Source organism: Muribaculum intestinale (assembly GCF_002201515.1).
In the GTDB taxonomy this organism is placed as follows: domain Bacteria; phylum Bacteroidota; class Bacteroidia; order Bacteroidales; family Muribaculaceae; genus Muribaculum; species Muribaculum intestinale.
On record NZ_CP021421.1, the window covers coordinates 3,086,309 to 3,101,180 of the forward strand.

Sequence of the window (14,872 nt, forward strand, 5' to 3'; positions counted from 1 at the left end):
AAACAATTGCAATACGCAAATTTTTTGTCGAGAATTCTATCATTCGGCGGATTTTGAGTAAATTTGTAGCCTGCAACTCAAAAAATCAGCATGGCCACAAGCTATCTACAAATAGAAAATCTGACAAAAAGCTACGGAGACCGTATGCTTTTCAGTGATGTAACCTTCGGTGTGTATGAAGGGGACAAAATCGGCATTATCGCAAAAAACGGTACCGGAAAGTCTACCCTATTAAATATAATTGCAGGGAATGAAAGTCCCGACTCCGGCAATGTGATTTTTCGCAACGGACTGAGAGTGGGCATTCTTGAGCAGAGCCCTCGATTTGCCCCCGGTGCAAGCATCATCGAGGCATGCCTTCAGGAGGACAGCCCCATATGCCGGGCCATATCCCGCTACGAGAAAGCTCTCGTTTCCGGCAATGAGAACGAGCTGAATGAGTCAATCCATATAATGGACAGTCTGGGTGGATGGGAATATGAGGACCGGGTAAAGCAGCTTCTGACCCAGCTTGGAATAACAGACTTGACAGCCTCGACAGAACATCTGTCGGGCGGACAGGCAAAGCGTATCGCGATTGCCAATGTCATACTGCGGGAGCCGGAGCTTATCATACTTGATGAGCCTACCAACCATCTTGACATACAGATAATAGAGTGGCTTGAGGATTATCTGCGCAAAAGCCGTGTGACACTTCTGATGGTGACACACGATCGTTATTTCCTTGACCGTGTGACCAATAAGATTATTGAGATTGACAATCAGCAGATATTCACCTACAACGGCAATTATGACTACTATCTGCGTCGCAGGCAAGAGCGCATCGAAGCTCTCACCGCAGAAATGTCAAAGATAAAGAATACATTACGCCGCGAGACCGAATGGATGAGACGGCAGCCGCAGGCACGAGCCGGGAAAGCACAGTTCAGGATAGATGCCTACCATGCACTCAGCAACCGCAAAAACGAACTGAATTCGTCCCGGGCATCTGAAGGGAATGTAGACCTGAATGTCAAGTCGAGTTACATCGGTTCAAAAATCTTTGAAGCGGAGCATATAAACAAGGCTTTTGGCGACAAAGTGATACTCCGTGATTTCAATTATGTATTCGCTCGTTATGAACGCGTGGGCATAATCGGTCACAACGGCGTCGGCAAATCGACATTTATAAAGATGCTTCAAGGAATTGTGCCATGCGACAGCGGAAACTGGAACGTAGGAGAAACTGTAAAATTCGGATATTACAGTCAGGACGGCATACAGCTTGATGACAATAAGCGTGTGATTGATGCCATTACCGATATTGCTGAGGAAGTCATAGTCAACGACGGAGTCCACTACTCTCCCATGCAGTTTCTGAATCATTTCCTGTTTTCACCTGCGGACCAGCAGAAATATATCGGAACACTTAGCGGAGGAGAGAAAGCACGCCTTCACTTGGCTTCGGTGCTTATGCGTTCTCCGAACTTCCTTATACTTGACGAACCGACCAATGACCTTGACATTGTCACGCTCGGACTGCTGGAGGAGTATCTCGCCGGCTTTAAAGGATGCCTGATTGTGGTAAGTCACGACCGATTCTTTCTTGACAGTATTGTCGACCACCTTTTTGTGCTTGAAGGCGATGGTGTTGTACGCGATTTCCCGGGGTCATATAGTGATTTTCGTGAATGGACGCGTGAGCGAGAGGCCTTCGATAACACACCGACGAAAGGGTCGACCGAGAAAAAGACTGCGAATCGTCCGAAACGAGAACGCGATGCCAACAAAATGACTTTCAAGGAGCAGCGCGAATTTGAGCAGCTAACGAAAGATATCGACGTGCTTACAACAGAAAAAAAGGAACTTGACACACTATTCAGCAGCGGTGTTGATGTTGAGGATATAGCAGGAAAGTCGGCTCGCTATCAGGAAATCCAGACACTGCTTGACGAAAAAGAGATGCGATGGCTTGAACTCTCGGAGAAATCATAACGACAATACTGCCGCGAACCACATAGCTCGATTTATTGTTTGTGAGGTATCACTAACATATAAAAGCAATATATTATGAGTTTCATCTGGTACATATTAATAGGTATTGCCTCCGGATTTGTAGCCGGCAAACTTATGCGTGGCGGTGGTTTCGGACTGGTGGTGAATCTTATTGTAGGCATTATAGGCGGCGTGCTCGGAGGATGGCTTTTCGGGCTGGTCGGAATTACTGCCGGTGGAATAATCGGGAGTCTGATTACCTCCGTTGTGGGTGCGGTAGTGCTGTTGTGGATTGTAGGAATCCTGAGCCGATCGACGGGACATTGAAGTCCCTTATACCGGCGCCGTCTGTTAATCAATGTATATATCACACATAACCATCACATTAATACGCTCATCGATATAGTCGATGAGCGAAATTTTACATTGGAGTGCCGATTTATTGGGAATATTATTAACTTTGCCAATAAATTAGATCTATAATGAAGAGATTTTTCGTTGCACTCACAGTACTCATCGCAATATTAAGCGCCCCTAATAAGGCTGATGCCGAGCTGCGATATGGTCCGATGCTCGGTGTGAACATGAGCACTCTGAAGTTTAAGCAGTCGCTTATTGAAGTAAATAAAGTATGCGGCATGTCGGCCGGTGTAACTACCGAGGTTATATTCCCCGGCCTCGGATTTGGCATAAATTCCGGTATATATTATGAGATGAGAGGCGCCAAGCTGCATTTAGGCGGCAAACTCATATGGTCATCACAAGGCTTCGGCACCGAGCGCAGTTATCTGCACTATCTGGAAATACCGATTCATCTCCGCTTTAAGTGGACCCGAATGTCGGGAATTGAGGATTATGTAGCGCCATTTGTGTTTGGAGGCCCGTCATTCAGCCTTCTCATCGGTCATAGCCATATCAAGGCTCTTGAATATGCTAACGGTGAAATGGGACTGACAGTCGGTGGCGGACTGGAAATCATGCGTAACTGGCAGGTGTCGTATTCGTTTACCTGGGGAATGGTATATGCCGAACAGACAAAACTGCTCGACCACTTCAGCGCGAAGAACCGCACAATGGATTTACGTGTCACCTATCTGTTCTGACCGTAGGCACAACACAAGGTATAGTCCGGTATCTCCCTCAGAAACGTGTATGTATGCGTGTCGTAATCTATACGACAACAATAATGTGTCATGCCATTGGATATGGTAAGATAGCGGGCATGCAGCACCATGTTGTATCTGACAATCTGGTCGAATACTTTCTGACTGATTACTATGCCCGGAGCCTTGTATTCTACAATCATCATGGGATTGCCGGTTCGGTCGAATACCACAGTATCGCAACGGCGGCGCGTATTGTTGAGTTCAAGCCCTATCTCATTTGCCATAAGAGAAGCAGGAAACTGCTTCTCTTTTATCATGTAGTCAACAAAGTGCTGCCGTACCCATTCTTCCGGCGTAAGGACTACGTGCTTGTGGCGTAACCGGTCGAAAATCTCGATATATGATTCACCTTGTCTAAGGCGCGACGAATCGATTGGAGGCAGATTCAGCGGCACAATGCAACTTTGCGGGGTATGGTTCATGTCAGAGATAATGCTTTTAGGGGATACTGAGTGAAAAACTTTTTGTAAATTTACGGAAATTTCCGATTCTACCAGCATGGCAACAGCCAAAACAGTTACATACGCCGAGCTCCGCGCATCGCTTAGCAGAAAAAACTATGCTCCGGCCTACCTCATACATGGCGAGGAGGGATTCTTTATCGACCGTCTTGTCGAAGAGTTTGAGGCAATTGTCCCTGAAGCGGATCATGATTTCAATCTATATACTCTATATGGGCCGGAGACTGACATAGACACTGTAATCGACGCATGTCGCAGATATCCGATGATGTCGGATTATCAGGTCGTGATATTAAAAGAGGCTCAATCTGTGCCTGCCGCACAACTTGACAAACTCATCGGCTATCTTTCCAATCCGACATCGACAACAGTGCTCGTAATCTGTGGACGAGGAGCAAAGGTGAAGTCAAAAGAGCTTCCATCTAAAATTGTGGCAGCCGGAGGGTGTGTGTTTGAAGCGGTGAAACTTCGTGACAGGGCTCTTACTGATGCCATACGACATGTGATTACTGAAAAAGGGCTCCATGTGGAGGAAAAAGGACTGTCGATGCTCAGTGACTATGTAGGAGCGGATCTTTCGCGTTTATATAATGAAATCGAGAAACTCACTGTAGCATTGCCTCCGGGCTCGATGGTTACTCCGGAGGTAATCGAGTCGCACATCGGCATGAGTAAGGATTTTAATAATTTTGAGCTCATCAACGCTGTAGCAGTAAGGGACAGCGTAGCCGCATTCCGCATAATCGACCATTTCCGCCGAAACCCTAAGGATAATCCGTTCCCGCCGACATTGGGCATGCTATGGACATTCTTTTCCAATCTGCTCATAATCCATTACACCCGGGATAAGAGCGAGCCTGCCTTGTGTGCTGCTTTGGGACGTAAAGGCAACTGGCTTTCAAAAGACTACAAGAACGGCATGAAGCAATATAATGCTCGTCAGACTGTAGAAATATTGCGGGAACTCCGACGTACGGATGCAGCGACAAAAGGCGTAGGTTCCAGGCAGGATCCATATGACCTGATGCATGATATGGTATTCAGGATACTGACCGCGCGCGGAGTGATTAGTTGATTCTACACAAGGTTTATATATCACTGTACTATCTCTCCGATATCTTTAATGTTAATAAATATGGCAGATACCGCACAACAATTCAGTAAGGTAGGCACTATGTGCCGCGACATATTCGAAAAAAAACTCAAGGATTATGGTTCCTCATGGCGTCTGATGCGTCCGGAGTCGCTGACCGACCAGATTTACATAAAGGCAGCACGCATACGCTCGCTTGAGACAAAATCTGAGCATCGTGTGGAGGAAGGGGTCATACCTGAGTGGGTTGGCATAGTCAATTATGGAGTAATAGCACTCATCCAGCTCGAAAAAGGATGGGCCGATACCGCTGATTTGTCAATCGAGGATGCTCTTGCTCTTTATGACAGACATCTGGAATGCGCTTTCGCTCTAATGCTTGACAAGAATCATGATTATGATGAAGCCTGGCGTAAGATGAGAGTGTCTTCATTTACGGATATAATACTCCAAAAACTATGGCGTACGAAGCAGATTGAAGACAATCAAGGCACAACGCTTATAAGTGAAGGACTTGACGCCAACTATAAGGATATGATAAACTATGCAGCTTTCGCCCTTATCAAACTCACCGGCATCGAGTAATCCCGCTCCGGTGACAGCCAATGCCCCAGGTCCGACTGAAGGGAATAGCAGCGATACACAGACTCGACTTGTGTCTCCCCGCACTACAATACTGGTATGGATATGCCGTATAATAGTAGGCTCTACTTTTGTCGTATCCGGTATATCCAAGACCATAGATTTATGGGGGTTTGTATACAAAATCGACCAGTATCTGGCCGTGTGGCAGATGCCTATGCCGCATGGTGTGGTGTTTACCGGCGCTACAGCTCTTGCAGCGGTGGAATTTCTGTTGGGCTTTCTGCTTATTACCGGCAGCTACAAGCGCACATGTGCATGGCTGATAGGCCTTATCATGGCCGGCATGCTTCCGCTCACATTATATATAATGATAGCTGATCCGGTGGCCGACTGCGGATGTTTCGGCGACATGTGGGTGATATCAAATACGGCAACTTTTCTCAAGAATGTAGTTCTGACGGCACTTGTCATATACCTTATTTTAAGGAATTCAAGCGTACCCGGGTTGTTTACCACGTATAGTCAATGGCTTGTTGCCGTTATAGCCATCATATATGTTCTCTTAATAGCAATATTCGGCTATAATATCCAGCCGCTTATCGACTTCCGACCATATCCAGTAGGCACACCAATAGGAGAACTTGCGCGCAATAGCGGTGACGGTTACATACCCGAGTATATATTTGTATATGAAAAAGATGGTGTAAGGCGTGATTTCACCGAGGATTCCATACCGGATGATTCATGGGTATTTGTTGAACGCAAGGAGAAGCCGGCAGAGGGCAACATAAGTCATGACAGTATCGGCTATGATGGTATGATTACTGTATATGACGAAAATGGAGATGACGCCACTGCTGATGCTATCTCAGCCGAAGGTGAGGAGATACTGCTTCTTATCCCGGACTTACACGGCATAGATGTGTCTTCTACATATCTTATAAACGAGATTGACAGACATATCAATTCGCGAGGCGGCACAATGGCCGCAATAATCGCGGCCGACAGCGACGGAGTGGATATGTGGCGCGACCTGTCGATGGCGTCATACTCTATTTATACCAGTGAAGACACATCGATAAAGGAAATCGCCCGTGGCAGTATTGCTGTAGTCTATCTTAGCGATGGCATTATCCGATGGAAGCGTACTCTCAGTTCGATTGATTCCGAAATTTTCGAGCATCCCGGTCCGGATACTTTGGCATCACTCGGATTTTCCGGAAAGACCATAATGCTGACTCTGACGATGTTTTTTTGCGGTCTTGAACTTTTCTTATGGATTCTTGACAGAAGTGGTAGGGCTGTTAAATTGCATTTTACTCGCAGGAATCAAAAAAAATAAGTAAATTTGCACATCATCAGGCAGCTCCTCTCTTCATGCAACTGACATAACCCAATAAAATTCAATACAACTATGAGAAAAAATGTAGTAGCCGGCAACTGGAAGATGAACACAACTCTCCAGGAAGGCGTGGCTCTTGCCAAAGAAGTCAACGAGGCCCTCTGTGGCGTAACACCCAAATGCGACGTGGTTATCTGCACCCCGTTCACTCACCTTGCATCTGTAAACGCTGTAATCGACACAAATAAGTTGGGTCTGGGCGCTGAAAACTGTGCCGACCACAAGTCGGGCGCTTACACCGGCGAGGTTTCCGCACCTATGGTGGCTTCAACCGGCGCGACATACGTGATTCTCGGTCACTCGGAGCGTCGTCAGTACTACGGTGAAACTTCTGAAATACTGAAAGAGAAGGTAGCTCTTGCCCTTGAGAACAACCTTACCCCTATTTTCTGCATCGGCGAGGTGCTTGCCGAGCGTGAGGACGGTTCTTACAACGAGGTAGTAAAGAAGCAGATTGAAGAGGCTCTCTTCCATCTGTCGGCCGAGGAATTCGGCAAGATTATTCTTGCTTACGAACCCGTATGGGCTATCGGCACCGGCAAGACTGCTACTCCCGAGCAGGCTGAGGACATGCACGCTCATATCCGCAACCTCATTGCAGAGCGTTACGGCAAGGAAGTAGCCGACAATACCTCTATCCTCTATGGCGGCAGCTGCAAGCCCTCAAATGCAAAAGAACTCTTTGCCAAGCCCGACATCGATGGCGGTCTTATCGGTGGCGCAGCTCTTGATGCAGCCTCTTTCATGGGTATCGTTACCGCGTTCTAATCATAGACCGATATATAATCCCTCATATATTGCTCCTTCGGTGTCATGCATGCGCCGGAGGAGCATTTTTTATGCTTTATTGATATAATCCGCTACATCACAGGAGGCTCAATAATTTCAATATCAGTTGCAACTATTTCACAAATAGCATTGTTATTAAATTAAAATAATAGTTCAACTAAATTTATTAAATTATGAGTCTCTCAAAATTAAACTTCCTGGGCTACTCCAAGAGCTGGTGGCTCGTGTTGATAGCCGGTATCGTAATGGTGTTGTGCGGTTTCGCATACTGGTTTTGGCCGGTAGCAGGGTATGCTGTTGCGTCCCAGATATTCGGCTGGCTTCTGATTCTTGCCGGTATTGTACAGCTTATAGTAGCTGCTGGGCCCCATTTTCCGAAAGGATGGGGATGGTGGATTGCCGGAGGTATGATTGACATGTTTATCGGATTCCTTATGGTGAGAAGCATCATTCTGTCGGAAGAGGTATTCCCCTACTTCCTTGCTCTTATTTTCATTTATTGGGGCATCACGATGATTATAAGTTCGGTCAACGGGCATAAGGGAAAATACTGGTGGCTGTATCTGATAAACGGCATACTGCTTATGCTTATCGGATTTTTCTTCGTAGAGGCCGGATGGATTCAGAATATGGAGATGGTCAGCTTCCTTACTTCTCTGGCATTTATCTACTGGGGCTTCTCGATATGCATGTTTGCCTATGATATCAAGCCACAGGTTGGCCAAGGCAATTAACAGTCTGAAATAAACCTTATTGTATGTGCGGCATCACCTTCCGGGCGGTGCCGCTCGTCTTATCCGTATATTTGTGCCATGTAAGAGCTTGTTTAATAATAAATGTTGTCGCCAGGGTCGTATAGCTTGAGTCGATTTTCGACATGTGACGAAGGAGTGTACTTTATGTACATGACCGCAGGAACAGGGCGAAAAGCGGCCAGGATATACGAGACAAAAGGTAACTTTATAACCTCTACAATCTCTTGTCTGCTTGTAAGGTAAATGCAAAAATATATCAACTACATGAAACAAATTACCTCCCGTCGGCCATTCGGAGGCATATTTCCGCCCGCTCTTCGGTCGTTATGGAGCCCCATAACTCCCTCATCACAAGCGAAAATCTGTCCGACGACTGACCGCCCTGACGGTAACATTTATTATTAAACAAGCTCTAAATCCAACAATACATGCATGGCATGCGTTACATTTAAGTAATATTTCTCTGTAACATAAAATCAAGACAACTCTGACATGAAGAAAATCGTGATAATGGGCGCCACTTCGGGAATCGGAGAGCATGTAGCTGAATCGTTGGCTGCAACCGGATGGCGTGTCGGCGTGGCCGGGCGCAAGGTAGATCGAATGAAAGCCCTCAAAGAGATGTTTCCCGATTCTATCGAATGGGAAGCGATAGACATTACCAAGTCGGAAGCGCCACGCAAGCTATTGTCGCTTATCCGGAAAATCGGCGGTATGGACATCTATTTCCATGTGGCCGGAATCGGATTCTTTGACCCGAAGCTCGATATACAGCGGGAAGTGGACACGGCAGAGACCAATGTGGTAGGATTTACCCGAATGATAGACACCGCGTTCCATTATTTCCGTAATGTCGGCAAGGGGCACATTGCCATAATATCGTCGGTGGCGGGGACCAAAGGCATAGGCGAGATTGCGGCATATTCTGCGTCGAAGCGTTATCAGCAGAATTACATCGAGGCTCTGGAGCAGTTGTCGCGCATGCACGGACTTAAGATTGCGTTTACCGATATCCGACCGGGATGGGTGCGCACCCCGTTGCTCGACCCTGACCGCAAATATCCTATGACGATGAAGGAGGGCGAAGTTGTGCCGATGATTGTAAAGGCACTGAAGAAACGCACCCGAATCGCCGTCATTGACCGTCGGTGGGCTGCGGCAGTATTCTTCTGGCGTCTTATCCCCGGACGGCTGTGGGTAAAGATTCCCGTCACATTGTCGAAACCGGCTGAGAAACCCTCCGAAGTTGCCATGGCAGTGGAGCAGGCTGCAGATTAAGGGATTGATGTCCGACCATTGATGCCGGGCACGACATGCCACATAAGTAGAGTTACGCCTCTACAGCCTTCGAGAGCCGGTGTGATTATAAGAGCTTGTTTAATAATAAATGTTGCCGCCAGGGTCGTATAGCTTGAGTCGATTTTCGACATGTGCCGAAGGAGTGTACTTTATGTACATGACTGAGGGTCATGGCGAAAAGCGGCCAAGATATACGAGACAAAAGGTAGCTTTATAACCATTCAATCTCTTGCCTGCTTTAAAGCAAATGTAAAAAATATATTAACAATATGGGAAAAATTACCTCCAGTCGGTCATTCGCCGGCATCTTTCCACCCGCTCTTCGGTCGTTATGGAGCCCCATAACTCCCTCATCACACGCGAAAATCTGCTCGCCGACTGACCGCCCTGACGGTAACATTTATTATTAAACAAGCTCTAAATCTTGCCGGCTCTTATTTTGCTTATTGGTTCATGAATTATTAAATTTGCATTATTGTAAAACTGAAATCACCATGGACGCCCATCACGACAACCATCATCATATCGAAAATGACTCGCAGTTTGCGGGTCTTACAGTCAACAACGGAGTGGCCCAGCCGCCATCAGTCAATCCCTACCTGAAGGCCCGGCGCCGGCGACCGTTGCCGTCGGCCGGCGAACTCGTCGAAGGGATACTCCGAGGCGATGTCACTATGCTAAGCCGCGCTGTGACCATGGTCGAAAGCCTTTCTCCGGAACATCAGACAATCGCCCAGGAGGTGATTGAGAAATGTCTCCCCCACTCCGGCAACTCTCGGCGCATCGGCATAACGGGAGTGCCCGGTGCCGGAAAGTCGACCTCGATTGATGAGTTCGGGCTACATGTACTGAAAGATGGCGGCAGACTTGCAGTTCTCGCCATCGATCCCTCGAGCGAGCGCACAAAAGGCTCGATACTCGGCGACAAGACCCGAATGGAGCGTCTGTCGGTCAATCCCCATGCATTCATACGCCCCAGCCCGTCGGCCGGAAGTCTGGGGGGAGTGGCAAGAAAGACCCGCGAGACTATCGTGCTATGCGAGGCCGCCGGCTACAACAATATCTTCGTCGAAACCGTAGGCGTAGGCCAGAGCGAGACCGCAGTGCACTCTATGGTCGACTTTTTCCTGCTGATTCAACTTGCCGGCACAGGCGACGAACTGCAGGGAATAAAACGCGGCATCATGGAGATGGCCGACGGCATTGTAATCAATAAGGCCGACGGCGACAATGTAGACCGTGCGCGCCTGGCGCAGGCACAGTTTCGCAGCGCGTTGCAGCTTTTTCCTCCGTCGCCATCCGGATGGTCGCCCGATGTGCTCTGCTACTCCGGCTACTATGCTATAGGCATAGCAGAAGTGTGGGACATGATTGACCGATATTTCGACTATGTAAAGGCCAACGGCTACTTCGAGCGCAAGCGTAACGAGCAGGCGCGCTACTGGATGTATGAGACCATCGACGAGCAGTTGCGCCGCAACTTCTACACACGTCCCGACATCGAGGCCATGCTTTCCGACAAGGAGGCACGCGTGCTGGCCAACCGACAGTCGTCGTTCACCGCCGCTCGTGATATCCTCGACCACTACTATTCCGCCCTATAGCTATACCATTCGACACACAATAAAATGATTTAACGCCTATATGGAGCCAGTGTATGCTCCATATAGGCGTTTTTAGAAGTAATGGCGGGGACGCCGTTGTTGCTAGGCCGGTCTTGTCTTGAAAAACCGACACAACACCCTGCGCTGCACATCATCACGCATCGCCGCCATTGTCTCTACTATCTCGTCGGTAGTATCTCTTTCGCCATATCCATTAATGCTTTATCGGTTACCTTTGCCCCTAAAAAACGGAAGCCTTACCCACACCATTGGGGACACGCTCCAAATTTACGAAAATTCAGTATAGCAGTTACAGACTATTATTAATTGGAAATAAGATTAACAATCTACAATTAGCCAATTAAATATATTCCCCATTTCGTTTTACGCAATAAGTACGTAAATAATATCAGGGCTGGCGCATGAGATTTAACTATCCTTAAAGACTTTGTACAGATATTCAGTGCTCCACATACATTTTTTGCGTCTTCGTTTAAGGCTGAGTTTATCGTTCTGCTTTTTAAGCATTTCCAATGCATACTTGCGCATCGCTGAAAAATTGACAGCGCCATTCTTGGCGCGTACGCGGCACATATCTTCCCGAAACGTCACGTCGAGATGCCAGTGCAGTTTGTTCTCGATACCCCAGTGCGCACGAATACGCATCGCATAGTAAGAAGCCTCATCTTTCTCCACGCTGCTGAGATAGTAGATTGTTTCACGCGAGCGGGCACCGTTCTCAGTACGCTCACGCTCCATCTTTATGATACGTTTAAGACCGGGCCACTTCTCGTACATTCCCTCCTGTTCCAAAAGTGTCGTATCCATAATTGAACAGGTTCTCTTCTCAACTCTTCCGTGCCCCTTTTCCTCGGTTGTGTATACCGATATTGGAGTAGTGCGACTAAAGATACTTTCCGTCAAGCCCTTGAGTATCGGCTGATTGTCTTTAAGCGCCATCAGATAGTCGCCGCCCTGGAGTATGATCTGTTCTGCGATATTACGGTGGGTCCCCATTGCGTCGACTGAAACCAATGCCCCTGTAAGCCATAAAGAGGACAATACGGACGGCAGAACCGTAAGTTCGTTGGTCTTGCCATCCACCGGCTTTTCGGCAACGCAGATTTCTGTTTCAGATACCCACGCATTGAGGATATACAGTCCGTGGCATCCGGGACTCCTGGGATTTTCACCCCGCAGTTTCTTACCGTCAATGATGACCTGATTGCCGCACAGGGATTCGATTATGTGGCCTCGGCAGCAATCAAGACTTGCCCGGAGCTGAGCGGGATTGACAGACTCTACAACACGAAGTATCGTGTCACCACACGGGACGCCGTTGCTAAGCTTCAGCAATCCGGCGGCCTTGAATTCTTCCTCTCGGTCTGTAACCATATCCGATATGTCGTCACAGTCCTCACAATCACACAACACGCCGATGAGTGCCATTCGGAGCACATCCTCGAGCTCATGTTTAACCTTGCCCAAGTCACGCGGGTCTTTTACTTTGCTGAAAATTTCTATTTGCATACCTCTAATATATCCATTTTCAGCAATATATGCAATATCTGAAAGTTTATTTCACATAATCAGGTGAATTTTTGACTGAATTTGAGTTAAATCTCATGCGCCAGCCCTGAAATAATATACTTAATGATAAGATTATGATGAAGAATATAATTGGTGATATTATATAATGAATTTCACATACACTTTGTGTGTAAGAAAAATAATATTTGTGGATAATTTGGAGGAAAAGCATATGAAACAGATATATTCCATAGCTTAGTTTATTCATATGATCGAATGTATTAACTAATGTGGTATTATGTTTAAGATAAAAATCAACAATAATAAAGGCAATTAAAATAGTCAATGGTCTTAAAAGCATTCTGCATATCATAACGACTTTATCAAGATGTATGATATCGCCATTAGCAAGCTGAGGTTGAGCTAGATATCGCCATGCGCATATAATACAAATTAAGGTGAAAAAAGTCATTAATAATGTTGCGAAATATTTATTATATAAAAATTTCAGTTGGTAACGATATTTATATAGCATATACCCTCCTAAGAAGAAAAAGTAATACTTAAAGTATTGTCCTATTCCAAGAAATTTAGGCATTGATATGAACATCATTATGATGCTTATACATATTGCTATAATATCAAGTTTGATCTGATGTATATATTTTGCACATAACCAAGTTGTCATGAAGCAAAAAAACAGCATTTTCAAAAACCATAAATGGAATCCATAACCAACGATGTTTTCAACATAGTTAAGTTGGAGAATCAAACACATCAGACCGGTAAAAAGCATGCATGGAACAAGAAGTCGTTTTATCTTATTTTGCAAGAAATTGCCAAACTCATGATATTTTCCTCTGTCAAGATATAAATGAGAGAAAAGATATCCTGATACACAGACAAATAATGGCATTCGTCCGACTAAGACAGTTTCGAAAATAAAAGAATAAAGAGAACGATACTCACATTTATACCAATTCCAGGCTTCTAACCAAGGACAATAACAATGATATAGGACTACTGCAATAATTGCAAAAGTCCTTAATACTATAATATTTTGAAGTTTTGGTAATTTATTTTCAATTAACATAATGAAATGACATTATATTGATTTCGTCCCGACTTGAAAGTAATGTCGTCGGGACGAGGATGCACGAATTCAAACTCAAGCGTATAAAGTCAGCTTTTTGCCGGTCACTTTAGCAAACAGGTCAAAGCAGTATCCGCTCATAAACATGAACAATGGCATATGGAACGAATAAATAATCCGGAAAATCCACGAGTCCATCAGATTATAATTTTGGACAACATGCCCTAAGACAACGAGAAAGATTGCAAATCCTTTCAGGCAATCAATATAACCAAGCCTTTTTATCATAGAATTTGTTAACTGGTGATTAGCGGAGTAGCTTTTTATATATAAATCCACGCAATGAATTAGGAACTATTCGTGTGGTAAATCGAATCGTAATGTTTACAACCATTTGTAACATATTTATATATCCGATTGCCCGTATGTGATTTTGGAATTTTACTTCTTCCAATGCATGCTTTAGTCCACCTCGACGTTTAAACACATCTGAAGATGAGCGAAAAAGCAATAATGACTCTTGAATATTGTAAAATTTAGCACCATTTAATAGTAAACGTACCCAAAGATAATAATCTTCAAATAAAGGAAAATGCCGATATCCACCAGCAAATAAAATTGCACTTTTACGAAATACAGATGCAGGATGATTAATTGGACACCGTTTTTTCCCATATTTATAAATTTCAAATGGGAATTCAGGTATTTTCCTGGTAGAAACAATGTTCATAGGGTTACCCTCAAATTCGTCAATCCAACAACTTACAACCTGCACATCAGGGTATGTGTTAAATATGTCTATCTGACTTTCAAAACGATTGGGAAGTGCAATATCATCAGTATCCATTCGTGCCACTATCTCATGTGAACAGTATTTCAACCCTTCATTAAGTGCATTACCTAACCCTCCATTTTCTTTAAGTGCTACACGTTTGATTTCAGCATGATTTAACTCAAATTCATCAAGTACAGAGTATAAATCTGTAGTAAGTGGACCGTCTTCTACAATAACAACTTCAGTAGGTGCTATTGTCTGGCTAAATATGCTGTCGAGACTTTGACGCAGAAAGTCGGGCCGTTCTTTGGCGTAGAGCGACATCAAAACAGAAAATAACATGAGA

At 45.4% G+C, this 14,872-nt stretch carries 15 protein-coding genes; 10 read left to right on the forward strand and 5 right to left on the reverse strand.

The genetic code is table 11. The features are described from left to right. Window positions 1–90 precede the first annotated feature (90 nt). The 3 genes from abc-f (at window position 91) to ADH68_RS12770 (ending at window position 3,077) form a co-directional block, all read left to right on the forward strand. Window positions 91–1,974, forward strand: coding sequence for a ribosomal protection-like ABC-F family protein (abc-f, locus tag ADH68_RS12760; protein ID WP_068960497.1), 1,884 nt, complete (start codon window positions 91–93; stop codon window positions 1,972–1,974). A 75-nt stretch (window positions 1,975–2,049) separates the two neighbouring features. Next, window positions 2,050–2,301, forward strand: coding sequence for a GlsB/YeaQ/YmgE family stress response membrane protein (locus tag ADH68_RS12765; protein ID WP_068960496.1), 252 nt, complete (start codon window positions 2,050–2,052; stop codon window positions 2,299–2,301). 155 nt (window positions 2,302–2,456) lie between these two features. Next, window positions 2,457–3,077: a porin family protein gene (locus ADH68_RS12770; RefSeq protein ID WP_068960495.1), complete on the forward strand. Its 621-nt coding sequence runs from the start codon at window positions 2,457–2,459 to the stop codon at window positions 3,075–3,077. On the opposite strand, the gene ADH68_RS12775 is transcribed toward ADH68_RS12770, so the two are convergent. Further along, window positions 3,065–3,538 carry a type I restriction enzyme HsdR N-terminal domain-containing protein gene (locus ADH68_RS12775; protein WP_068962024.1) on the reverse strand — a complete coding sequence of 158 codons (474 nt, stop codon included), beginning with the start codon at window positions 3,536–3,538 and terminating at the stop codon, window positions 3,065–3,067. The two genes, ADH68_RS12770 and ADH68_RS12775, sit on opposite strands and share 13 nt — an antisense overlap. 100 nt (window positions 3,539–3,638) lie before the next feature. On the opposite strand from ADH68_RS12775, the gene holA reads away from it, so the two are divergent. From holA to meaB, 7 genes are all read left to right on the forward strand, one after another. After that, window positions 3,639–4,676 (forward strand): DNA polymerase III subunit delta, encoded by a 1,038-nt coding sequence (gene holA / locus ADH68_RS12780; RefSeq protein ID WP_068960494.1) that lies wholly within the window; start codon window positions 3,639–3,641, stop codon window positions 4,674–4,676. A gap of 60 nt (window positions 4,677–4,736) precedes the next feature. Then, a complete protein-coding gene (locus tag ADH68_RS12785) occupies window positions 4,737–5,279 on the forward strand; it encodes a DUF1599 domain-containing protein (protein ID WP_068962023.1) in 543 nt (180 codons plus the stop codon). 70 nt (window positions 5,280–5,349) lie between these two features. After that, window positions 5,350–6,621 (forward strand): BT_3928 family protein, encoded by a 1,272-nt coding sequence (locus tag ADH68_RS12790; RefSeq protein WP_068960493.1) that lies wholly within the window; start codon window positions 5,350–5,352, stop codon window positions 6,619–6,621. A gap of 72 nt (window positions 6,622–6,693) precedes the next feature. After that, on the forward strand, window positions 6,694–7,449 hold the full coding sequence (gene tpiA, locus ADH68_RS12795) for a triose-phosphate isomerase (RefSeq protein WP_068960492.1): 756 nt from the start codon (window positions 6,694–6,696) through the stop codon (window positions 7,447–7,449). A gap of 194 nt (window positions 7,450–7,643) precedes the next feature. Continuing rightward, on the forward strand, window positions 7,644–8,204 hold the full coding sequence (locus tag ADH68_RS12800) for an HdeD family acid-resistance protein (protein WP_068960491.1): 561 nt from the start codon (window positions 7,644–7,646) through the stop codon (window positions 8,202–8,204). A 513-nt stretch (window positions 8,205–8,717) separates the two neighbouring features. Further along, window positions 8,718–9,503 carry an SDR family NAD(P)-dependent oxidoreductase gene (locus tag ADH68_RS12805; protein WP_068960490.1) on the forward strand — a complete coding sequence of 262 codons (786 nt, stop codon included), beginning with the start codon at window positions 8,718–8,720 and terminating at the stop codon, window positions 9,501–9,503. A gap of 515 nt (window positions 9,504–10,018) precedes the next feature. Further along, window positions 10,019–11,128 (forward strand): methylmalonyl Co-A mutase-associated GTPase MeaB, encoded by a 1,110-nt coding sequence (gene meaB / locus ADH68_RS12810; RefSeq protein WP_068960489.1) that lies wholly within the window; start codon window positions 10,019–10,021, stop codon window positions 11,126–11,128. Window positions 11,129–11,557: 429 nt separating this feature from the next. On the opposite strand, the gene ADH68_RS12815 is transcribed toward meaB, so the two are convergent. The 4 genes from ADH68_RS12815 to ADH68_RS12830 form a co-directional block, all read right to left on the reverse strand. After that, window positions 11,558–12,658 (reverse strand): ISAs1 family transposase, encoded by a 1,101-nt coding sequence (locus ADH68_RS12815; protein WP_068959909.1) that lies wholly within the window; start codon window positions 12,656–12,658, stop codon window positions 11,558–11,560. A gap of 46 nt (window positions 12,659–12,704) precedes the next feature. Further along, window positions 12,705–13,751, reverse strand: a complete 1,047-nt coding sequence (locus tag ADH68_RS14310; protein WP_084273981.1) for an acyltransferase family protein — start codon at window positions 13,749–13,751, stop codon at window positions 12,705–12,707. A gap of 75 nt (window positions 13,752–13,826) precedes the next feature. Continuing rightward, window positions 13,827–14,039 (reverse strand): acyltransferase family protein, encoded by a 213-nt coding sequence (locus ADH68_RS12825; RefSeq protein WP_068960487.1) that lies wholly within the window; start codon window positions 14,037–14,039, stop codon window positions 13,827–13,829. Between the two features lie 19 nt (window positions 14,040–14,058). Then, complete coding sequence (locus ADH68_RS12830) at window positions 14,059–14,868, reverse strand: glycosyltransferase family 2 protein (protein ID WP_068960486.1); 810 nt, start codon at window positions 14,866–14,868, stop codon at window positions 14,059–14,061. Window positions 14,869–14,872: the final 4 nt, after the last annotated feature.

Bases quoted from the DNA above. Each gene is read 5' to 3' on its own strand.
- ADH68_RS12815 (WP_068959909.1), bottom strand. From the start codon at position 12,658: ATGCAAATAGAAATTTTCAGCAAAGTAAAAGACCCGCGTGACTTGGGC.
- ADH68_RS12830 (WP_068960486.1), bottom strand. From the start codon at position 14,868: ATGTTATTTTCTGTTTTGATGTCGCTCTACGCCAAAGAACGGCCCGAC.
- ADH68_RS12805 (WP_068960490.1), top strand. From the start codon at position 8,718: ATGAAGAAAATCGTGATAATGGGCGCCACTTCGGGAATCGGAGAGCAT.
- meaB (WP_068960489.1), top strand. From the start codon at position 10,019: ATGGACGCCCATCACGACAACCATCATCATATCGAAAATGACTCGCAG.
- ADH68_RS12770 (WP_068960495.1), top strand. From the start codon at position 2,457: ATGAAGAGATTTTTCGTTGCACTCACAGTACTCATCGCAATATTAAGC.
- tpiA (WP_068960492.1), top strand. From the start codon at position 6,694: ATGAGAAAAAATGTAGTAGCCGGCAACTGGAAGATGAACACAACTCTC.
- abc-f (WP_068960497.1), top strand. From the start codon at position 91: ATGGCCACAAGCTATCTACAAATAGAAAATCTGACAAAAAGCTACGGA.
- ADH68_RS12825 (WP_068960487.1), bottom strand. From the start codon at position 14,039: ATGATAAAAAGGCTTGGTTATATTGATTGCCTGAAAGGATTTGCAATC.
- ADH68_RS12785 (WP_068962023.1), top strand. From the start codon at position 4,737: ATGGCAGATACCGCACAACAATTCAGTAAGGTAGGCACTATGTGCCGC.
- ADH68_RS14310 (WP_084273981.1), bottom strand. From the start codon at position 13,751: ATGTTAATTGAAAATAAATTACCAAAACTTCAAAATATTATAGTATTA.
- ADH68_RS12765 (WP_068960496.1), top strand. From the start codon at position 2,050: ATGAGTTTCATCTGGTACATATTAATAGGTATTGCCTCCGGATTTGTA.
- holA (WP_068960494.1), top strand. From the start codon at position 3,639: ATGGCAACAGCCAAAACAGTTACATACGCCGAGCTCCGCGCATCGCTT.
- ADH68_RS12800 (WP_068960491.1), top strand. From the start codon at position 7,644: ATGAGTCTCTCAAAATTAAACTTCCTGGGCTACTCCAAGAGCTGGTGG.